The 21,046-nt window shown below is 58.0% G+C and carries 21 protein-coding genes; 8 read left to right on the top strand and 13 right to left on the bottom strand.

Going from position 1 to position 21,046, the window contains the following annotated elements; genetic code table 11:
* Positions 1-22 precede the first annotated feature (22 nt).
* The 3 genes from slmA to IPP88_11515 are packed head-to-tail and all read left to right on the top strand — an operon-like array spanning position 23 to position 1,560.
* On the top strand, positions 23-601 hold the full coding sequence (gene slmA, locus IPP88_11525) for a nucleoid occlusion factor SlmA (GenBank protein MBL0123321.1): 579 nt from the start codon (positions 23-25) through the stop codon (positions 599-601).
* Positions 602-607: 6 nt separating this feature from the next.
* The gene (locus IPP88_11520) at positions 608-970 is read left to right on the top strand and encodes a nuclear transport factor 2 family protein (GenBank protein ID MBL0123320.1); all 363 of its coding nucleotides are present in this window, start codon (positions 608-610) and stop codon (positions 968-970) included.
* Between the two features lie 11 nt (positions 971-981).
* Positions 982-1,560, top strand: coding sequence for a GNAT family N-acetyltransferase (locus tag IPP88_11515; protein ID MBL0123319.1), 579 nt, complete (start codon positions 982-984; stop codon positions 1,558-1,560).
* Between the two features lie 57 nt (positions 1,561-1,617).
* Here the strand turns inward: IPP88_11515 and IPP88_11510 are convergent, their stop codons facing one another.
* A complete protein-coding gene (locus tag IPP88_11510; GenBank protein MBL0123318.1) occupies positions 1,618-2,556 on the bottom strand; it encodes an AEC family transporter in 939 nt (312 codons plus the stop codon).
* Positions 2,557-4,449: an ABC transporter ATP-binding protein/permease gene (locus IPP88_11505; GenBank protein ID MBL0123317.1), complete on the bottom strand. Its 1,893-nt coding sequence runs from the start codon at positions 4,447-4,449 to the stop codon at positions 2,557-2,559.
* A 165-nt stretch (positions 4,450-4,614) separates the two neighbouring features.
* Between IPP88_11505 and IPP88_11500 the strand changes: the two genes are divergently transcribed.
* Both IPP88_11500 and IPP88_11495 read left to right on the top strand, forming a co-directional pair.
* On the top strand, positions 4,615-5,445 hold the full coding sequence (locus IPP88_11500) for a TIM barrel protein (GenBank protein ID MBL0123316.1): 831 nt from the start codon (positions 4,615-4,617) through the stop codon (positions 5,443-5,445).
* Between the two features lie 199 nt (positions 5,446-5,644).
* Entirely contained in the window at positions 5,645-6,688 is a 1,044-nt protein-coding gene (locus IPP88_11495; GenBank protein MBL0123315.1) for a cation transporter, read from the top strand.
* On the opposite strand, the gene IPP88_11490 is transcribed toward IPP88_11495, so the two are convergent.
* From IPP88_11490 to ppsA, 6 genes are all read right to left on the bottom strand, one after another.
* Entirely contained in the window at positions 6,685-7,602 is a 918-nt protein-coding gene (locus IPP88_11490) for a cation transporter (GenBank protein MBL0123314.1), read from the bottom strand. The two genes, IPP88_11495 and IPP88_11490, sit on opposite strands and share 4 nt — an antisense overlap.
* Before the next feature lie 65 nt (positions 7,603-7,667).
* The gene (locus IPP88_11485) at positions 7,668-9,023 is read right to left on the bottom strand and encodes a 3-oxoacid CoA-transferase subunit B (GenBank protein ID MBL0123313.1); all 1,356 of its coding nucleotides are present in this window, start codon (positions 9,021-9,023) and stop codon (positions 7,668-7,670) included.
* A gap of 33 nt (positions 9,024-9,056) precedes the next feature.
* On the bottom strand, positions 9,057-9,716 hold the full coding sequence (gene pcp, locus IPP88_11480) for a pyroglutamyl-peptidase I (GenBank protein MBL0123312.1): 660 nt from the start codon (positions 9,714-9,716) through the stop codon (positions 9,057-9,059).
* Positions 9,713-10,504: a 3-hydroxybutyrate dehydrogenase gene (locus IPP88_11475; protein ID MBL0123311.1), complete on the bottom strand. Its 792-nt coding sequence runs from the start codon at positions 10,502-10,504 to the stop codon at positions 9,713-9,715. The genes pcp and IPP88_11475 overlap by 4 nt, the downstream gene beginning before the upstream one ends.
* 9 nt (positions 10,505-10,513) lie before the next feature.
* Positions 10,514-10,975 (bottom strand): GNAT family N-acetyltransferase, encoded by a 462-nt coding sequence (locus tag IPP88_11470; protein ID MBL0123310.1) that lies wholly within the window; start codon positions 10,973-10,975, stop codon positions 10,514-10,516.
* A 4-nt stretch (positions 10,976-10,979) separates the two neighbouring features.
* Positions 10,980-13,565, bottom strand: a complete 2,586-nt coding sequence (gene ppsA / locus IPP88_11465) for a phosphoenolpyruvate synthase (GenBank protein MBL0123309.1) — start codon at positions 13,563-13,565, stop codon at positions 10,980-10,982.
* Here ppsA and IPP88_11460 point away from each other — a divergent pair.
* From IPP88_11460 to IPP88_11450, 3 genes are all read left to right on the top strand, one after another.
* On the top strand, positions 13,519-14,343 hold the full coding sequence (locus tag IPP88_11460) for a kinase/pyrophosphorylase (GenBank protein MBL0123308.1): 825 nt from the start codon (positions 13,519-13,521) through the stop codon (positions 14,341-14,343). The genes ppsA and IPP88_11460 overlap by 47 nt on opposite strands.
* A gap of 214 nt (positions 14,344-14,557) precedes the next feature.
* Positions 14,558-16,411 carry an autotransporter domain-containing protein gene (locus IPP88_11455; GenBank protein ID MBL0123307.1) on the top strand — a complete coding sequence of 618 codons (1,854 nt, stop codon included), beginning with the start codon at positions 14,558-14,560 and terminating at the stop codon, positions 16,409-16,411.
* A 77-nt stretch (positions 16,412-16,488) separates the two neighbouring features.
* Positions 16,489-16,806 (top strand): DUF2007 domain-containing protein, encoded by a 318-nt coding sequence (locus tag IPP88_11450; GenBank protein ID MBL0123306.1) that lies wholly within the window; start codon positions 16,489-16,491, stop codon positions 16,804-16,806.
* Positions 16,807-16,833: 27 nt separating this feature from the next.
* On the opposite strand, the gene IPP88_11445 is transcribed toward IPP88_11450, so the two are convergent.
* The 5 genes from IPP88_11445 to lpxA form a co-directional block, all read right to left on the bottom strand.
* Complete coding sequence (locus tag IPP88_11445) at positions 16,834-17,499, bottom strand: queuosine precursor transporter (GenBank protein MBL0123305.1); 666 nt, start codon at positions 17,497-17,499, stop codon at positions 16,834-16,836.
* A gap of 90 nt (positions 17,500-17,589) precedes the next feature.
* On the bottom strand, positions 17,590-18,378 hold the full coding sequence (locus IPP88_11440) for an RNA methyltransferase (protein MBL0123304.1): 789 nt from the start codon (positions 18,376-18,378) through the stop codon (positions 17,590-17,592).
* Positions 18,379-18,500: 122 nt separating this feature from the next.
* The gene (rnhB, locus tag IPP88_11435) at positions 18,501-19,133 is read right to left on the bottom strand and encodes a ribonuclease HII (GenBank protein ID MBL0123303.1); all 633 of its coding nucleotides are present in this window, start codon (positions 19,131-19,133) and stop codon (positions 18,501-18,503) included.
* Positions 19,105-20,271 (bottom strand): lipid-A-disaccharide synthase, encoded by a 1,167-nt coding sequence (gene lpxB, locus IPP88_11430; protein ID MBL0123302.1) that lies wholly within the window; start codon positions 20,269-20,271, stop codon positions 19,105-19,107. The genes rnhB and lpxB overlap by 29 nt, the downstream gene beginning before the upstream one ends.
* Positions 20,271-21,044, bottom strand: a complete 774-nt coding sequence (gene lpxA, locus IPP88_11425) for an acyl-ACP--UDP-N-acetylglucosamine O-acyltransferase (protein ID MBL0123301.1) — start codon at positions 21,042-21,044, stop codon at positions 20,271-20,273. Before lpxA ends, lpxB begins: the two co-directional genes overlap by 1 nt.
* Positions 21,045-21,046: the final 2 nt, after the last annotated feature.

Raw genomic sequence — 21,046 nt, 5'->3', positions numbered from 1 at the left:
CAGGCTTTAGGGAGAAAACAACATGGCAAAAAGAGCGCCGGGGGAGCGCCGCAAGGAGATCTTGCAGACCCTCGCCCAAATGCTGGAAAACCCCAAGGGACAGAAGATCACCACGGCCCTGCTCGCCGCGAAACTCGATGTGTCGGAGGCGGCCTTGTACCGCCATTTCGCCAGCAAAGCGCAAATGTTCGAAGGCCTGATTGAGTTCATCGAGGAGACAGTTTTCTCGCTTGTGAACAAGATTCAGTCCGAGGAGACCAATGGCATGAAGCAGGCTGAAGGCATTGTCTCCATGCTGTTGTCGTTTGCGCAAAAGAATCAAGGAATGACCCGCGTGCTGATCGGCGACGCACTGGTGAACGAAGACGAGCGCCTGCAGGTGCGGATGAACCAGTTGCATGACCGACTGGAAGCCTCGTTGCGTCAGAGCGCACGCGTCGCCGCGAGCGATGGCGCGCTCCACGCCTCACTCGATGCCAATGCCTATGCCAACGCGGTCATGTCGTTTATCGTCGGGCGCTGGCACCAGTTCGCCAAATCCGGCTTCAAGCGCTCTCCAACAGAGAATCTGGCGCAAAGCTGGAGTGTGTTCGCGGGCTGACACGCAATGAGCACCGCGACATTCGACCCGGTGGACACGCAACTCGCGGCGTACAACGCTCGCGATGTCGATTCTTTTATCGCCTGCTATGAGTCAAATTGCACGATTGACGACGGTGCTGGCGCTCGCCTGATGTCGGGGCATGCCGAAATGCGGACGCGCTACCGTGCTTTGTTTGACAGCTCACCCAATCTGCACTGCGTCATTGTCCACCGCACCCGTATCGGCGACTATGTGATCGACGAAGAAAGCATCAGTGGCCGCCTGCCCGGCACAGAACCCGAATTGCGCCGGGCGGTGGTGATTTATCGCATCGACCGTACTTCCGGATTGATCGCACACGTGCGATTTTTGCGAGAGTCCAGCTGAAGTTGTTTTACATGCCTGACCTGGCTATTTCCACCGGTCGCGTGCTTCTCACGACACCACGCGACCATCAGGCGGCTGCCATGCTCGATTTCGTGGCGCGCAATCGCGAGCATCTCAAGGCGTGGAATCCGCCGGAACCGCCGAACCTGTATACGTTGCTCCATTGGCGGGAGGCGATTTCAAAATATGCGCTGGCATTTGAAAACGGAACCGCTGTGCGCTTCTGGCTCGCGCCGCGCGACCAGCCGGACCGCATCATCGGCAGCATCGGCTTTTCGCAAATTTTCCGTGGACCGTTTTGCTCCTGCGTGGCTGGCTATCAGATCGACCGTGAGTTTGAGAGCCACGGCATGATGAGCGAAGCCATGCGTGCGGCGCTACGCTACATGTTCGAAGAACAGAAACTTCATCGCGTTGCCGCCAACTACCGGCCTGAAAATGTGCGTAGCGGGCGCTTGCTGGCAACGCTCGGTTTTCGGATCGATGGCTATGCAAAGGATTACCTGTTTATTGACGGCGCGTGGCGCGACCATATCCTGACGTCCGTTACCAATGCCGCGTTTGATGCGGGCTGGATCAGAATGGGGTAGTCTTGTGCGACCGCGGCGTCGGTGAAGAAATGCAGGATGAATACCTGGAATTCGATATCAGCGCGTCAACAGCGCCAACAACACAATCACCGTTCCGCCATATGCCACCGTTGAGATTGCAATTGCCGCGGTAATCTCGCGTTCGGCAACGTTGTAGCGTTGCGCGAACAACAATGGATTGGCGCCGATCGGCAGCGACGCGCATAACACCGTCACCGCCGCCGTTCGCGGTTCCAGCGGGATCAATATGAAGGCCGCGACCGCGACCAGCATGGGATGAATCAGCAGTTTTAACGCCGTCAACGCGATGGCGGGCTTTACCACGCCCACCACGCCGTAGTGCGCGATCGACAAGCCGATCAGCACCAGGCACAGAGGCACAGCTGCCTGCGCGAGCGTAACCAGCGTGGCATCCACGGGGCCCGGCAGCGGCAGCCCGAAAATATTCCATGAAAAACCGGCTACCACCGGGAGGATTACCGGATGAATCATTGTCTGCCGGAGCATTGGCAGCAGCACCGTGGCAAGCGACTTTGTGCCCTGTCGATCGCGTCGCGTCCATTCCATCATGATCGTCGCCAACGTCAACAGCACCAGTGCATGCACCGCAATGATTGTCGCGTGGATGGCGAGGCCGGCTTCGCCAAATGTCGCCAATGCAACAGGGATGCCGATCTGCACCGTGTTGCCAAACGTCACCGACAACGCGCGCGCCGTCGCGACATCGCCCGCCACGCGGCGCCGCCGCTCGTAGGCCACGACCAACAGCATCAGCAGTACCGTCGGCACAAAGAACGCGGCCAGCGCACGAAATTCGAGGCTCGCCAGTTCGATGCGTGCGGTGGTGCGAAACAGCAGCGCGGGAATGAACAGGTAGAACGCAACGTTTGATATTCCGCGTGTAACGTGGCCGCTGTCAAAGGCCTTGCCGCGGCCAAACAGATAGCCGGCAAACGCCAGCAGGAAGATCGGCAGGAGTTTTTCAGTCAGCGGCATTCAAACCGCTTCAGGCGCCGGAATCGTATTCGCGGGCAATTGCAGGACTTCGGCCCGCTCCTCCTGCTGTTGCAATTGCCACATCTCCGCAAACTTTCCGTTCAGGTCGATCAATTCCCGGAAATTGCCGCGCTCGACAATGCGGCCATGTTCCAGCACCAGGATTTGGTCGGCATCGATGATTGTAGAGAGCCGATGCGCGATCACCAGCGTGGTGCGGTCTTCCGCGATCTCCCGCAGTTCTGCCTGAATCGCTTTCTCGGTCTTTGAATCCAGCGCCGAAGTCGCTTCATCGAAAATCATGATGGACGGATTCTTGAGCAACGTGCGTGCAATCGCAACGCGCTGTTTTTCGCCACCCGACAGTTTCAGACCACGCTCACCCACCATCGCCTCCCAGCGATCCGGCAGACGCTCGATGAACTCCAGCACGTGCGCGCGCCGCGCGGCATCCTCGATTTCGGCATCGGTCGAACCCGGCCGGCCATAGGCAATGTTGTAGCGAATGGTGTCGTTGAACAGCACCGTATCCTGCGGGACGATGCCGAGGCTGGCACGCACACTGTTCTGGGTGACGTCGCGAATGTCCTGCCCGTCGATGGTGATGCTGCCCTTCTGGATATCGTAGAAGCGAAACAGCAATCGTGACAGCGTGGATTTACCCGCGCCACTCGAACCCACCACCGCGACCGTGTGTCCCGCCGGCACGTCGAAACTTACTCCATGGAGAATTTGGCGTTTGGGATCATAGGCGAAGTCGACATTTTCGAATCGGATGGCCGCACCGTTGATCGCCAGCCCCTTGGCGCCCGCCTTGTCGGCGATCTCGCGATTTTCTCCCAGCAGGCGGAACATTTTTTCCATGTCCGTCAGCGCCTGCTTGATTTCTCGATACATCACACCGAGGAAATTCAGCGGAATGTATAACTGGATCAGCAGCGCATTCACCATTACCAGGTCGCCCAGCGTCAAGCTGCCGTTGACCACGCCATCGGAGGCGCGCCACATCAGCAATGTCACGGCGGTCGCAATCACGCAACTTTGCGCGACGTTTAGCAATCCCAGCGAGGTTTCACTCTTGGTGGCCGCCGCTTCGTAGCTTTGCAGGTTCTTGTCGTAGCGCCCGGCTTCGAATTCTTCATTGCCGAAATACTTCACGGTCTCGTAATTGAGCAGCGAATCGATGGCCTTGGTGTTGGCTTTCGAGTCCATCTCGTTCATCCGCCGGCGATGCGCGGTGCGCCACTCGGTAATGCCAATGGTCGCGCCCGCGTACAGCAGGATCGCGCATAGCGTGATGACCACAAACCAGATATCGAATTTCTTCGCCAGCAGAATGGTGACCAGCGTGATTTCCAGCAGGATCGGAATCACCGAAAACAGCATGAACGACATCAGCGTGGAAACGCCGCGCGTGCCGCGCTCGATGTCGCGGGTCACGCCGCCGGTCTGGCGTTCGAGATGGAACCGAAGCGACAGCGCGTGCAGGTGCCGGAAAACAGACAGCGCGATGCGTCGCATGGCTCGCTGTGTGACCTTGATGAATACAATATCGCGCAATTCACCGAACAGTGTCGATGACAGCCGCAGCAACCCGTATGCCGCCAGCAGGGCAAATGGCACCGCCAACACGGCACGGGACCTATCGAGCGAATCAACGATTTCCTTCAGCAGCAGCGGTACGCCAATATTGGCCAGCTTGGCTGTTACCAGGAAAGTCAGCGCCAGCGCGACCCGCCAGCGAAAATCCCACAAATAAGGCACCAGCGAGCGAATGACCCGCCAATCGCTCTTGGATGCCGGTGCGGAGGCAGCAGCCGAGGCCGCACTGGCCGGAACAACGGTTGTAGCGGGCGCTGCATCGGCGTGAGTGTGGGCGTGGGGATTCGACATGGGGGTTTTTTCGGTGTGCGAAATGCGGGCAGGCTAGTATTATGACGTGCTGTCGGCCAGCCACCTGCAATCGGGACGGCGTTGTCGGCGTATTCCCATGAGATGAGGGGGCGCAGACCCACTTTCAAGCGTAACGCGACAAAGGACGTCCCGCGAAGTACTTTCATGCCCCGATTCGCCGCCAACATCACGTTTCTGTTTACCGAGCTGCCGTTCCTCGACCGCTTCGAGGCGGCCGCGCGCGCCGGATTTCGCGGCGTTGAGTTTCACTATCCGTTTGCGTTCGACCCCGCCGAAATTCGCCGGCGCCTTGATGCGCATGGTCTGACACCGGTGCTGATGAACATACGCGCCGGCAATCCCGCACGCGGCGAATGGGGCTTTGCCGGTATCCCGGGGCGCCAAGAGACCTTTCGCCTCTGCGTGATCGAGGCAATGGAGTACGCGCTGGAAATCGGCATCCGGCAAATCAATTGCCTCGCCGGCGTCAAGCCGGCCAATGTCGATATGCGCACCTGCGAACTTGTGTTCATCGACAATGTGCGGCGCGCCGCGGAGGAATGCGCAAAGATTGGCCTCACACTCAACATTGAGGCGCTCAATACGTACGATGTCCCTGGCTTTCTGATTAGCAACACGCGCGACGCGATGCGTATCATCAATGAGATCGGTGCCGACAATGTGATGCTGCAATACGACTGGTATCACATGCACATCATGGAACGTGCACGTCCTGGTTCACGCGCGAACCGGCTCGCGGATAACATGCGTCTGCTTCTACCCATGATCGGCCATATCCAGTTTGCCGATGCCCCGGGCCGGCACGAACCCGGAACAGGACACATCGATTTTCCGGCGCTGTTCGCGCACGTCGATACCATCGGCTATGCAGGCTGGCTGGGCGCGGAATACCGGCCCAGCGGAAGAACGGATGACAGTCTTGTTTGGTTGAACTCGTTTCTGCCACAGCAGGACCTTGGTGCGACGGCGCTATAGGCGACACGGGCATCGAATTTGATACAACTCTAGCACTGGCGAGGCGTTCGAGGCATTTATGGCCGGCACACCTCGCCAGTGCTAGAGTTTGTCTCTTCGGGTCGCGAAATACAGATCGAAGGTTACCGTACGGCAAATAGTGGAAGTCTGCGAATTGTGACCTTCTGAGCGCCCGGAAATGACGGCACTATAATTGCCCATGCCTACCGCCCGCACACGCACGCACGATCCATCACCCTGCCCGCACGACGGTGGCCATGCGCCGATGCGCGCCGACCCGGGCCAGGGACATGATCTCCAAAACCAACACGCGCACCACCACGATCACGCGCATGAACATGATCATGCTCTCCCGCATGTGCATCACGATGGGGCGATCCATCAACACGATTACCGCGCTCATGACAAATCACTGCTGCTGGTGAGTTTCGCGATCACCGTCAGCACCATGGCGGTTGAAATCATCGGCGGACTCCTCACCCATTCGCTGGCATTGGTTTCGGATGGCATCCACATGTTTACCCACGCCTTTGCGCTGGGGCTGAGTTGGGGCGCAATTGTGCTGGCATCGCGCCCGGCAAACATGGAAAAGACGTTCGGCTACTACCGCGTCGAGGTGGTCGCCGCGTTCGTCAACGGGATCACCATCCTCTTGTCGGCGATATGGATTGTGATCGAGGGCGTCACGCGCCTGATTGCACCGGAACCGGTTGCCATCGGCACCACGCTCATCATCGCCATTGGCGGCCTGGTGATCAATCTGATTACCGGCGCCATTCTCATGCGTGGCGACCAGAGCAATCTGAACATTCGTTCGGCGTTCCTGCACATGCTCACGGATACCTTGTCGTCGGTGGCGATCATCGCCGGACTGGTGGCGATCCACTACACCGGATGGCAATTTATCGATCCGCTGCTGGCGTTGGTCGTTGCCGTCATTATCCTCAAATGGTCATGGACCCTGCTGCGCGATTCACTGCATGTCCTGATGGAGGGCTCGCCCATCGATGTCGCCGCGCTGAAGGCACATGTGCTGCACCACTTCCCCGAGGTGCTGGATATTCACGACGTGCATATCTGGCAGATTTCCCAGCGCTTCAATTGCCTGACCGCACACGTACGCGTCAAGCCGGACGCCGTGACGGATTACACAGCGCTGGTCGCGCGCATCAACCAGTCATTGCGCGACAAGTTCGAGATCGGGCATACCAATTTTCAGCCGGAGTGGGGCTCGCCCGGCTAGTTTCCCGCCAGCGGGTTCTTCGGATCGTCCCAACTGCGCGGATCCTCCAGCGGCTCAAGATGCGTCATGACTTCAACGTAGGGCGCTTTCAGATTGATTTCGTTTTCTATGCGTTCAACGAGATCATGACCTGCCTGCACGCTCATCGTGCCCGGCACCAGGATATGCACATCGACGAAATGCTTGCGGCCTGCCTGGCGCGTGCGCAGGGCATGATAGTCACAGCCTTGGTGCCGCAAGGTTTCCAGCACGTGCACAATTTCTTCACGCTCGGCGTCCGGAATGGCCTTGTCCATCAATCCATCAAATGAACGCTTGATCAATCGCCAGCCGGTCCAGAGGATTTGCAGGGCAACGACCACCGCGACGATCGGATCGAGCCGCCACCAACCGGTTACCGGTACCAGCAGCACTGCGATGATGACGCCAACCGTCGTCCACACATCCGCCAAAAGGTGGTGTGCGTCGGCCTCGAGCGTGATGGACCGGTGCGCGCGCGCGCCCTTGAGCAGGAACCAGGCACAAATCGCATTGGCGATTGCCGCCAACACCGATAACGCGACGCCGAGGCCGAGCGGCCCAAGCGGTTCCGGGTGGATCAATCGCGGCATGGCGCTGATGATGATTGAAATGGCGGCAACGAAAATCAGGCTGCCTTCAATGCCACTGGAAAAATACTCGGCCTTCTCATGACCAAAGTTGTGGTCTTCGTCGGCGCCGGTGGAAATATAGTGCAGTGTCCAAAGCGCCACGAGCGCGGCCGCAAGATTCACCAGCGATTCGATCGCGTCAGACAGCAGGCCAACGGAATCCGTGACCCACCACGCCGCGAACTTGAGGCCGATCGTCAGGACGGACGTAAAGACCGACATCCATGCGAAGAAAGTCGGCGAATGAACACGGACGATATTCATGGTTTCATCACCAACTTACTTGGACAGAAGCACGTGCATCAACATAGCGCCGAGTCAGGCAGGAACTAGAGCGCGACAAGAAATTCCGCGGCAGTTTTAGATTTGACTTCTTCAAGCGTCACGCCTGGGTGCAACTCGATCAGCGTCAGCCCCAATAGTGGCTTCACTTCAAACACGCAAAGGTCGGTAATGATCAGATTGACCACGCCCTTGCCGGTCAGCGGAAGCGAACACTTGGTCAATATTTTCGACGCCCCGTCCCGGGAACAATGCTCCATCAGCACCACGACACGCTTTACGCCCGACACAAGATCCATCGCGCCACCCGGACCCTTAACCATCTTGCCGGGAACCATCCAGTTGGCGAGATCGCCATTCACGTCGACTTCCAGTCCGCCGAGAATGGAGAGATCGATGTGCCCGCCGCGGATCATGCCGAAGGAATCCGCGCTCGAGAAAAAGCTGGAGCCTGCAATCGTGGTAATCGTCTGCTTGCCCGCATTGATGAGATCGGGGTCAACGTTTTCCTCGGTCGGAAACGGCCCGATGCCGAGCAGCCCGTTTTCCGACTGCAGGTTCACGGTCATGCCGTCCGGAATGTGGTTGGCGACCAGTGTTGGAATGCCGATGCCGAGGTTGACGTAATAGCCGTCGCGCAATTCCTTGGCGGCGCGCTTGGCCATCAAATCACGAATCGGTGAATCCTTCTTCGAGGCGGCTACGCCGGACAAAGTACGAAATTCGATGCGCTTCTCATACTTGGCGCCCTGGATGATCCGGTCGACAAAAATTCCCGGCGTATGGATCTGGTCGGGATCGAGTTCGCCGATGTCCACCAGTTCCTCTACTTCCGCGACCGTCACCTTGCCGCACGTCGCTATCATCGGATTGAAGTTGCGAGAGGTCATGCGATAAACCAGGTTGCCGGCCTTGTCGCCTTTCCACGCTTTCACGATCGACACATCGGCATGGATCGCCTCTTCCAGCACGTATTCCTTGCCGTGAAAGTTGTGAGTGTGTTTGTCCTCGGCGAGTTTGGTGCCGAACGCGGTGCGAGTGTAGAAGCCCGGTATGCCGGCACCACCCGCGCGGAACTTTTCGGCCAATGTACCTTGCGGGACCAACTGCAAATCAAGTTCTCCCGCCAGCACCTGGCGCTCGAACTCCTTGTTTTCGCCGACGTAGGAAGCGATCACTTTTTTTACTTGGCGCGTCTTCAGCAGCAGCCCCATGCCAAAGTCATCCACACCGGCATTGTTGCCGGCAATGGTGAGTCCTTTGGCGCCGCTATCCACCAGCGCGCCAATCAAATTCTCGGGAATACCGCACAGCCCAAAGCCGCCCGCGGCAATGGTCATATCGTCGTGAATGAGTCCTGCGAGGGCAGACTTGGCGTCCGCATAAACTTTTGACTTGCTCATTTATTGCTCCAGTATTAGCGGGACCAAAGCGGCTCAATCGAGCGCGCCGCCCACCAGTTTCAAATCGGTCTTGTTGCGGACAGCCGCCATTATCGCCGCTTTGGCCCCCGTGACCATCGTCGCCAGCGACAGCGCCGCGGTGTTGGGCCGATCGACTATCTGCAGCTCCATGAACGGCACGTGAATGAATCCTGCGCGCGTCTTGTATCCCTTGCTCGCGATATGATGCAACACGCCATATATCAGGTGATTGCAGACAAAGGTGCCCGCGCTGTTCGATACCTCCGATGGCACCCCGGCGCGCGTCATGCCGGCCACCATCGCCTTGACCGGCACCGTACAGAAATAGGCGGCGGGTGCGTTGGTGCGAATCGGTTCGTCGATCAGTTGCTTGCCGGCATTGTCGGCAATGAGCGCATCGTCGACATTAATGGCTACCCGTTCAACGCTCATGCGCGATCGCCCGCCCGCCTGACCGAAACACAGCACCACCTGCGGTTGCCATTTGTCGATTGCAGCCGCCGCGACATCGATGGCTTTGCCAAATTCCGTGGGTACCCTGAGTTTCTCAATGCCGTAGCCGCCAATGCTGTCGGGCAGCGCCTTGACGATTTCCCACGACGGATTGGCCCGTTCGCCGCCAAATGGCGTGAAGCCAGTAACCAATACGCGGCGCACTGCCCGTTCGGTCATCGAGCTGTCCAGCCACCGTCGATCGAATACGCGCTGCCGGTCATCGATTGCGCGTTGTCAGAAGCGAGGAACAGGGCCAGCGCCGCCACCTGTTCGATGGTGATGAACTGTTTTGACGGCTGTGGTGCCAGCAACACATCGCGAATTACAGTTTCGCGCGGCAAATTCTTTTGTGCAGCGAGATCGACAATTTGCTTTTCCACCAATGGCGTCAGCACAAATCCCGGACAAATCGAATTCACGGTGATGCCCGTCTCGGCCAGCTCCAGCGCGACCGATTTGCTGAAGCCCACCACACCATGTTTCGCCGCGACATAGGCGGATTTATTCGGCGACGCCACCAGGCCATGCGCCGAGGCAATGTTGATGATGCGCCCCCAGTTCCGGGCTTTCATGCCGGGAATCGCTGCGCGCGTGCCATGAAATACTGAGGACAGGTTGATGGCAATGATGGCATCCCACCTTTCCACCGGGAATTCCTCGACCGGTGAGACGAACTGGATGCCGGCGTTGTTGACAATGATGTCGAGGCTGCCGAAAGCCTTCTGCGCGTCAGCCACCATTGTCGTAATCTCAGCGGGCTTGCTCATATCGGCATCTGAATAGTTGACCTTGACCTCGTGTTCCGACGCGAGACCGGAGCGAATGCTCTCAATCTCCTTGGCGTCGCCGAAACCGTTCAACATGATGTTTGCGCCCGCACCTGCAAAGGCGCGCGCAATGCCAAGACCAATGCCGCTGGTGGAGCCAGTGATGACGGCGGATTTTCCGGAAAGTTGTTTACTCATGACGACTCCTTAGTTGGCGGGGCGCAGCATTTCCACATGTGGAATTCCATCTTCGATATACATTTCCGACGCGGTTCTATAGCCGAATTCTCCGTAAAAATTCTCCAGCCGTTGTTGTGCTCCAATGCGATTCGGCTGACCCGGAAAAAGACTCTGGTGCCGCCGTACGGCCTCAGCCATCAACACTTTGCCGTAGCCCTTCGACCGGAAACCGCGCGGCGTCACCACGCGGCCGATCGATGGCTCTTTAAACTTGACGCCGGGATCAACGAGGCGGCAATAGGCAGCGAGTTCACGCGCGCCATTCTCCTCGACCCACCCGAGCAAATGCCACGACTGAAAATCCGCGCCATCGTTATCCTGGAAGGGGCAATTCTGTTCCATCACAAAAACATCGATGCGCGCGGCCGAGGCCGCATACCAATCACGAATCGGCAAGTCGTCGAATCTGGCGAACTGCCAACGTAGCATCTTGTTACTGGACTTTCGCCAGATGCAACCAGGTCTCCACGACCGAGTCGGGATTCAGCGACATCGATTCAATGCCTTCCTTCATCAGCCATTCCGCGAGATCGGGAAAATCGCTGGGGCCCTGCCCGCAGATACCGACGTATTTTTTATCCTTGCGGCACGCCTGAATCGCCATGCTCAGAATGCGCTTCACTGCCGGGTCGCGTTCGTCGAAGGAATCCATGACCAGGCCGGAATCGCGATCCAGCGCGAGCATCATCTGCGTCATGTCGTTGGAGCCGATCGAAAATCCATCGAAGCGCTTGAGGAAGTCTTCGGCGAGAATCGCATTTGATGGAATCTCGCACATCATCACGATCCTCAATCCATTTTTTCCACGTTCCAGGCCGAAATTCTTCATAATTTCCAGCACGGTGTCCGCTTCTTTCAACGTACGAACGAAGGGCACCATCAGTTCGACGTTGGTGAGGCCCATGGTGTCACGGACATATTTCATCGCTTCGCATTCGAGCCTGAAACAATCGCGGAACGAACTCGCGATATAACGCGACGCCCCACGAAATCCCAGCATGGGATTTTCTTCGGTAGGCTCATATCGCGGTCCGCCGATCAGGTTCCGATACTCGTTCGATTTAAAGTCTGAAAGGCGCACGATGACTTTCTTCGGCCAGAACGCCGCCCCAATGGTCGCCACGCCCTCGATCATTTTCTTGGTGTAGAACTCGACCGGATTGGCGTAACCACGCGCGCGCTTGGCCACCTCTTCCTTCAAGTCCATCGGTAGCCGTTCGTATTCCAGACACGCCTTCGGATGGATGCCGATCGTGTTGGAAATAATAAACTCGAGCCGCGCCAGGCCGACACCTTCGTTTGGCAATTGCGCAAAATCAAAAGCCAATTCCGGGTTGCCGACATTCATCGCAATCTTCACCGGAATTGCCGGCATGTTGTTAAGCGCGATGGTTTGCACTTCAAAACCGACTTTACCGCGATAGATATTGCCGTTATCGCCTTCGCAGCAACTCACGGTGATTACTTCACCCTCGGTGACGACCTCCGTGCCATGCTCGCACCCGACCACCGCCGGCACACCCAGTTCGCGGGCGATGATGGCCGCGTGACAAGTGCGGCCGCCGCGATTGGTAACGATGGCCGAGGCGCGCTTCATTACCGGCTCCCAATTGGGGTCCGTCATATCGGTAACGATCACGTCGCCGTCCCTGAATCGGCTGATTTCATTCACGTTCTTGATCACCCGTGCAGGCCCCTGTCCGACCTTCCCACCGATAGCACGGCCTTCGGCGATTTTCTCGCCTCTTTCGGTCATGCGATAACGCGTCAGGGTTTCGGTCCGGGTTTCTTGCGATTTCACGGTCTCGGGACGCGCTTGCAGGATATAAATCTTCCCGTCGCCGCCGTCCGCATTTCCCTCTTTCGCCCATTCGATATCCATGGGCCTGCCGTAATGCGCCTCGATCGACATCGCATATTTGGCCAACTCTTCCACGTCAGCATCGTTAAGCGAAAAGCGCTCACGTTCGGCGGGTGCAACCGCCAGAGTCTCGACCGACTTGCCGGCCGAGGATGTCGAACCGAAGATCATTTTTTGGGCCTTCGTGCCGAGGCCGCGCCGCAGCACGGCGGGCTTGGCGTTCTTCAGGCAAAGTTTGGAGACATAGAATTCATCGGGATTGACGGCGCCTTGCACCACCATTTCGCCGAGCCCGTAGCTGGAAGTGATGAAGACCACATCGCGAAAGCCGGATTCGGTATCCATGGTAAACATCACGCCCGCGGCACCTGTGTCGGCACGCACCATGCGCTGCACGCCTGCACTCAAGGCGACATCGGCATGAACAAATTCCTTGTGCACGCGGTATGAAATTGCGCGGTCGTTGTAAAGCGACGCGAACACATGGCGAATTGCCTCCAGGATATTGTCGATGCCCTTGATGTTGAGATACGTTTCCTGCTGGCCCGCGAACGACGCATCGGGGAGATCTTCGGCGGTCGCCGACGAGCGCACGGCAAACGACACATCAGGATTGCCTTCTGTCAATTCGGCGTAGGCGTCGCGAATCTGCCTCTCCAAATTTGGCTGAAAGGGTGCCTTTACGACCATTTCGCGCACCATGGCGCCGGTCTTCGACAAAGCATCCAGGTCATCTACATTGAGCGTCCCAAGCGCGAGATTTATTTTTTCGGTGAGGCCATTGTGCTTGAGGAACTCCCGGAACGCCTCGGCCGTGGTGGCGAATCCTCCCGGAACGCGAACGCCGGCTTGCGATAACTGGCTGATTAACTCCCCAAGCGACGAATTCTTGCCACCAACCGTGGCGACATCGTGCATGCGAAGTTGTGCGAGCGGCAGAACTAACGGGGACGGTGAGACGGTGGTCGCTTTGGACATGATGGCAGCCGCTAGGGAGGGATGAAGGAATCGAGGGGGGTTGGCCAGGATCGGGAGAATTGTTGCAGTGCGCAATGCTAGAATTATAGCCGACCCAATCACCACGCCGAACGCCACGCCGAGACTCAAAAAAATGCCCGATCGCCGCACTGCCTTTTTCATCTCCGACCGCACCGGCATCACGGTGGAAATGCTGGGAAATTCCCTTCTGACGCAGTTCGACAACGTTGAATTCCAGCGGATTACGCTGCCCTTCATCGATAACATGGACAAGGTCCACGATGCGCTCAGCCAGATTGAGGCTGCGCGGATTGAGTCAGGGAAACGCCCGCTAGTCTTTACGTCCTTGATGTCCAATGAACTGCGCGCCGAGGTCGGCAATGCCGATGCGATGGTACTTGACCTTTTTGACCGGTTCATCGTTCCCATGGAGGCCGAATTGGGTGTGAAATCGGCGCACGCGGTGGGTCGGAGCCATTCGGCCGGCAACTTCAAGGACTACAACCATCGCATCGACGCCGTCAACTACACACTGGCGCACGACGACGGTGTCACCAATCGAAATCTCGCCGAAGCGGATATCATTCTCGTCGGTGTATCGCGTAGCGGCAAGACGCCGACTTGCCTGTACATGGCGCTCCAATTCGGGGTGAAAGCAGCCAACTACCCGCTGATTCCCGAAGATCTGGAGAAAATGAAGCTGCCACCCTCACTGTTGCCGCTCAAACACAAGATCCGGGGATTAACCATCATGCCGGACCGCTTGCAGCAGATTCGCCAGGAGCGCAAACCCGACAGCAAGTACGCCTCGCTTGAAAACTGCAAATGGGAGATCCAGGCGGCCGAAACCCTGATGAAAAATGCTGGCGTAACGTACCTCAATTCCACAACCAAGAGCATCGAGGAACTGGCGACGACCATCCTTCACGAAGCTCAACTGGATCGGCGCGTCTACTAGCCATGCGAGTCCAGCGACGAACGGCGCGACGAAGGTCGTGATAAATATAAGGCGTGCGTTGTTGTAGGCAGGAGACGCTTGGCGGCAGAACACGGCAATTTCGTTGAGATTCGCCCTTGTTTGTGCCATGATTTCGCCCAGCCACACGGTGACCGCCGTCGGGTCCCGCCACAAAACAACAAGAATTTTGTTTCCACCCTCGCAAGGAGCTTCCATGTCCCTCAAAAAACGTTTGATTTCCGTGCTTGTTGGCGCAACGTTGGCCATGGGCGCGACTGCGGCCAGCGCCGTCCCGTTCAGCGGCGTTTATATATTTGGTGATTCACTTTCAGACGCCGGCTATTTCAGGCCCTTTCTTTCCGCCATCGGACTTCCCGCGACGACTGTCGCCGGATTAGGCCGCTTCACGACCAACCCCGGCCCCGTCTGGTCTGAGTTGATTGCGCAATATTACGGCGGCAATCCAAACCCGTCGAACGCCGGCGGCGGAATTTATGCCCAGGGCGGCGCGCGCGTTGCGGTAGATTCCGCCTCTACCCCGCCAGTAGCTGCTAGCCAGCGCCCGATTTCCACGCAAATCAGCGAATACCTTAGTGCCAATGGCGGTAACGCCAATCCGAATGGACTTTACGCGATATGGGGTGGCGGCAATGACGTACTTCAGGCTGGTGCTGCCGGTGTTTCCGCCGCCGCGCCCGCAAACGTTCTCCAGGCTGCCCGCCTGCAGGCCGCGGGAGCGCGTTATATCCTGGTGTTCGGACTCCCTGATCTCGGAAAGACGCCTTCTTCGATTGCCGGCGGCGCAGCAGCCATTGGGCAAGGAACCGCCGCGGCAGTCGGTTACAACACCCTGTTGTTCACCGGGTTGAAATCGTCGAACGTCAAAGTAATTCCGGTCGACACATTTGCGCTTTTCAATGACGTCATTGCAAATGCCTCGGCGTTTGGTTTCACCAACACGACCGGCGTGGCTTGCCTACCCTTCCCGCCGTTCGCCGCAACGCCGAGTTCGCAGTTTTGCGGACCGACCAACCTCGCTGCCAGCAACGCGGCGTCTTCCTATGTCTTTGCCGACGGCATCCACCCAACCACTGCCACGCATGCAATCGTTGCGGATTTCGTAAAATCCCTGATCGATGGCCCGAACGCCTACTCGTTGATGGCCGAGGTACCACTTTCCTCGCGCGCTGCGCATATTCGCACACTTGATGAAGGTTTGCGCCAAGGGCAGTCAGCGCAGATTGGTCGGGTCTCGGCGTTTGCCGCGGCCGAAGGCAGCAAGTTTGACATCGGCAGCAATGCCCTGAGTCCACAAGCCGACACCAAGAACCGCGCCGTGACCGTCGGTGTCACGATGCGCGCTTCCGAGGCCGTAACCGTTGGCGCCGGCGTGGGCAATACCAAAGGCGAAGCCCGCATGGGCATCGGGCAGTTTGACCTCAAGGAAAATGCGCTTTCCGTGTTCGGCAGCGCGAGAAGTGGCCCTTGGTATGCCAACTTCATGGGTTCATTCGCCGATGTCAAGTACGACAACATCCAGCGGCGGGTCAAACTCGGCCAAGTCACGCGCACAGCCGCCGCCAGCACCAAAGGATCAAATGCGTCAGCCAACCTTACCTTCGGCTACGACCATCAATGGGGTGCGTTGACAATCGGCCCATTCGTCTCCAGCACCTCGCAACTCGTGACGGTAAATGCCTTCACCGAGGATGGCGCTGGTTCCGCAAACCTCAACATTCTTGAACAGACTCGCAAGTCGCGTGTCACCAGTGGTGGTATTCGTGCATCGATGAATTTTGGTAACTGGACGCCATTTGCGCGGATATCAATGGACCGCGATGCCATCAACGCGGACCGATTTGTGAGTGCCAATCCGGTAACAGTGGCCGCTGGCAATACCTACGATATTCCTGCTTACAAGGCGGATTCCACCTGGGTAACTGCGAGTGTCGGCGTGCGCGGCAAGCTTGCCGATCGTGTGGGACTGTCGGTTGTATATACGGGAGTATCCAGCAACAGCAACGTGAAGCAGGATGGTGTCACCGCAAGCGTGTCTTACGATTTCTGATTGGCGAACAATCCAACAGGCCGCCAGGGCAACCTTGCGGCCTTTTTCATTTCTGGCCGCCGTGCGATGATGGCGGCATGAAGCGAATCTACACGGCGCAAAACCTGCCCGAAGCCTATCTGGTTCGCGATCTGTTGACCCGCTCTGGCGTGGCGGCCCACGTATTCAACGAACATGCAATGGCGGCGATGGGTGAACTTGCGCTGGGTTCTGCGTATCCGCAGGTATGGATCGCCCAGGAACATCAGGAGCAACATGCCCGCACGGTGATTGCTGACTTCGAAACCCGGTCAGCGTCAACAATCACGAAAAATTGCGCGACTTGCGGCGAGCAGAATCCCGGCGAATTCGAAATATGCTGGAATTGCGCGGCGGCGCTCGGTGTTGGAGCGTAGTGCCGCTGGATGCGCCACGCAACTGCGTCACGCCTTCAATGAAAACGGTGTGAAATTGGTATTGCGGTCGTAGTAATCTTCATGCTCGACACGTTTCAGCCAGCCGACGATCCTGTAGGTTACCGGCGTGAAGAGGACTTCGACACCGACCTTCGTCACGAACTGGGCGAGCATCACCATCGGCAATTTGTCATCGGGAATGATGCCAGTGCCATAAAACGCCAACGGATAGAACAGCACCGAGTCCACGCCCTCGCCGAAAATGGTGGAGCCGATGGTACGCGACCATAGCCATTTTCCGCCAGTCATGATTTTCATTTTCGCCAGCACGAACGAGTTGACGAATTCACCGCAGGAAAACGCAATCAACGATGCGAGCGCGATGCGCCAGGTCGAGCCGAACGCTGTTTCATACGCGCCCTGGTTTTGCCAGAACGGTGCGGGCGGCAATGCCACCACCACGTAGGCCATGAACGACGCAAAGGCGAGTCCGGCGAAGCCCGCCCAGATGACACGCCGTGAACGTGCGTAGCCATAGACTTCGGTGAGGATATCGCCGAACACGTATGAAATCGGAAAGAACAACACGCCCGCGCCAAACGTCAGCGTCCCCAGGAACGGTGCGTCGATCTGGGCAATCTTCGCCGGGCCGACAAGATTCGAACAAATGAGAATGGTCACAAAGGCGACCATCACGAATTCGTAGTAGCGGTAACTGCGTGGCGCGGGGTCGGCTTCGTTGGCAGAATTCACGTGCTTCTCCAGCAATTGGTGGCGGTTGTCCTATTTGCGCAAAGCTCTCTGGCGCGCCATTTCAAACATGCAAATCGCCCCGGCAGCGGCGGCATTAAGCGACTCAATCTTTCCCGGCATTGGAATGGTAACGCGAAGCGACACCGCATTGATGAGTTCCGCCGACAGGCCAGACCCTTCGTTGCCGATCACAAGCGCTGTCGGACCCGTCATATCAACATCATACAATCGCTCCACGCCGTCACCGCGCGGCACGAGTGCCAGCGACCGGCCCCGATAGATCCGCGCATATTCAACGACGTCGATGCCTTCGGCGATGTTCAACAGGAAATGGGCGCCCTGCGCCGCCCGCAGCACTTTGGGTGACCATGCGAATGCCGTGGTTTTCGACAGCAAAATGTCGGTGATACCCGCCGCCGCGGCGCTGCGCAACATCGAACCGACATTGCCGGGGTCCTGCACATCTTCCAGCACCAGCACCGTTGCCTCCGCCGGTACGGTGCGGGCTTCCGGCGTCGCGATCGTGGCGATCACGAATGCCGGCGACTCGAGGCTCGACGCATCCGCCATCAGTTTGTCGGCCAGAACATTCACGATTTGCGGCGGGCAATCGGCGAGCATGCCGCCTACTTCATCTCGCGCCAATGCCGACTCCGCCACGGCAATCGCATGCGGCGGGCCTTGCGCATCGATATACGCGCGCACCAAGTGGATGCCATCGAGCACAGTCAATCCGATCTTGCGGCGCTCGCGCGACGAATGCGCCAGCGCAACGAGCTGCTTGACGAATGCGTTATCGCGGGAACGGATGGTTTTCATGTCGTGTACGCAGGTTGCATACGAAAAATATGAAAACCCTAGCACTGGCGAGGCTTTCAAGCCATTTATTGCCTGGACGCCTCGCCAGTGCTAGAGTTTTCACTTCGAGAGCCAGGTACAACTCAGCCGCCAAACAACTTTAACTGCCGCTTTGCCTCGCGCACCGGCGCGAAGCTCATGCGATGAATCTCGCAAGGTCCTACACGATTCAGCGCGTCAACATGCGCACGCGTGCCATAGCCCTTGTGTCGCGCGAATCCATATTGGGGATAGCGCACGTCCCATCCTCGCATGTCGTCGTCGCGCGCGGTCTTGGCGAGAATCGATGCCGCGGAAATTTCCGCGATGATGCGGTCGCCCTCGACGATTGCGCGGCTGGCGATATCAATATGCGGAACGTGCAAGCCATCGACGAGCACTTCATCGGGGCGACAGGACAACCCTTCAACTGCACGTTTCATCGCCAGCAAAGTCGCCTGAAGGATATTGAGCGCATCGATTTCCGCGACACTTGCGCTGCTGATGAACCAGGCCAAGGCATGCTGCTTGATCTCGACGGCGAGAAACTCGCGCCGTTTTTCGGAAAGCACTTTGGAGTCAGCGAGTCCCGCAACCGGATTGCGCGGATCAAGGATCACCGCTGCGGCGAAGACGGCGCCCGCCAGCGGCCCGCGACCGGCTTCATCAACACCACAGCGCTTCCCCGCGCCAATTGCGCCCACGATTTCAGGCCGCCACAGTCGTTGCCGTTGCATGGCTGCGCGCCAGGAACGGCCGGAGCGCGTCGCGAACGCGCGCACCGTTGTTCACCGCGAGCTGGGCATGAATTTCGCCAAAGCGTTCACGCAGGACCGCGGCCGCATCGCGATGCCGCAGCCAGTTTCCCATTGCGCGCGCCAGATTCTCCGGCGTCGCATCATCTTGCAACAATTCCGGCACGAGCCATTCGCCCGCCAGGATATTTGGCAATCCTACGTAGGGCAGATAGGCTTTTTTCTTCATCAGGCGATAGGTGGTTGCGGACAGGCGATAGGCAATCACATGCGGGCAACGCAAAAGTGCTGCCTCCAGCGTGGCCGTGCCGCTGGCAACAAGTGCGACATCCGCCGCAGCCAATGCAAAATTGGCGTGGCCAAAGAGAATCTGCATGGGTAAGTCCTGTGCACCCAGTCTCCAGCGAGCCTGGTCGAACATATCGCGTGTTTCGCGGGTCGTCAGTGGCACCAGAAAACGCGCCTCGGGAAAGTCGGCATGCAGCACCTTTGCCGTTTCGATGAACAGTTCGGCGTGATAGTCGAGCTCGCTCTGGCGGCTGCCCGGTAACAGTGAAATTATCAGCTCATTGGGCTTGATGCGCAATTGCGTGCGCGCGTTCTCGCGTTGCGAAACCTGCGGAATGACATCGGCCGTCGGGTGCCCCACAAACGTCGCCGGGATACCCGCTTTCTCGTAGATGGCCGGCTCGAATGGGAATACCGTCAACATGTGGCTCACGGATTCCTTGATCTTGTTAATGCGTTCGCCACGCCACGCCCATATGGACGGACTGACGTAGTGGATGGTGGGAATACCGGCGCGCTTCAGCACTTTCTCCAGACCCAGATTGAAGTCCGGTGCATCGATGCCGATAAACATCGCCGGGCGCTCTTTCAACATCCGATCGCGCACGCCGCGTCGAATTGACAGGATTTCGCGGAAGCTTTTCAACACTTCCACGTAGCCGCGCACCGCCAGTTTCTCCATCGAGTACCAGGAGGTCGCGCCGGCCGATTGCATTTTGGGTCCTGCGATACCGACAAAGTCCAGGTCGGGAAATTCGACCTTCAATGCCTTGATCAACAGGCTGCCGAGCAGATCGCCGGAAGCTTCTCCGGCTACGATACCAATTTTCATCAACGCACAATGCCGCGTGTGGATGCTTCAAGAAAGCCGGCAAAAATTTCCAGTTCCGGTGCGGACAACGCATCCGCGGCAAGTTTTATTTTGGCCTCGGCAAACGTCAAACCCGATCGATACAGGGTCTTGTAGGCGCGCTTGATGGTGGATATCTGGTCGGTGGAAAAATCGCGCCGCTTCAGCCCTTCCGAGTTGATTCCGACGGGAGACAACGGATTGCCACCCACCGTGACATAGGGCGGAATATCCATCAGTACCACGCTTGATACGCCACACATGACGTGTGCGCCGATTTTTACAAACTGATGCACGCCTGTAAAACCGCCCAGTGTTGCCCAGTCCCCGACCTGCACGTGGCCGCCAAGCTGAGTGCAATTGGCGATGGTGGTTTTGCTGCCAACCACGCAATCGTGCGCGACGTGTACGTAGGCCATCAGCCAGTTGTCGTCACCGATCGTGGTCACGCCTTGATCCTGCACCGTGCCACGATTCAGGCTGCAATACTCACGAATCGTGTTGCGATCGCCGATCTCGAGGCGCGTCGCCTCGCCCTGATACTTCTTGTCCTGATTGGCCTCGCCCAACGAAACGAAATGGAAAATACGGTTGTCGCGGCCGATGCGGGTGTTTCCAGTGATGACATTGTGGTGGCCAATCGTCGTACCGTCGCCAATGGACACATCACCATCGATGACGGTGAAAGCGCCTACCGAAACATTCGCGCCAAGTTTCGCGCGCGAGTCGATGATGGCAGTGGGGTGAATACTCATGT

It is taken from the genome of Betaproteobacteria bacterium, assembly GCA_016720925.1.
Taxonomy (GTDB): domain Bacteria; phylum Pseudomonadota; class Gammaproteobacteria; order Burkholderiales; family Usitatibacteraceae; genus UKL13-2.
The sequence above is the reverse complement of the archived record's forward strand: the minus strand, read 5'-3'. Positions and strand labels throughout refer to the sequence as shown.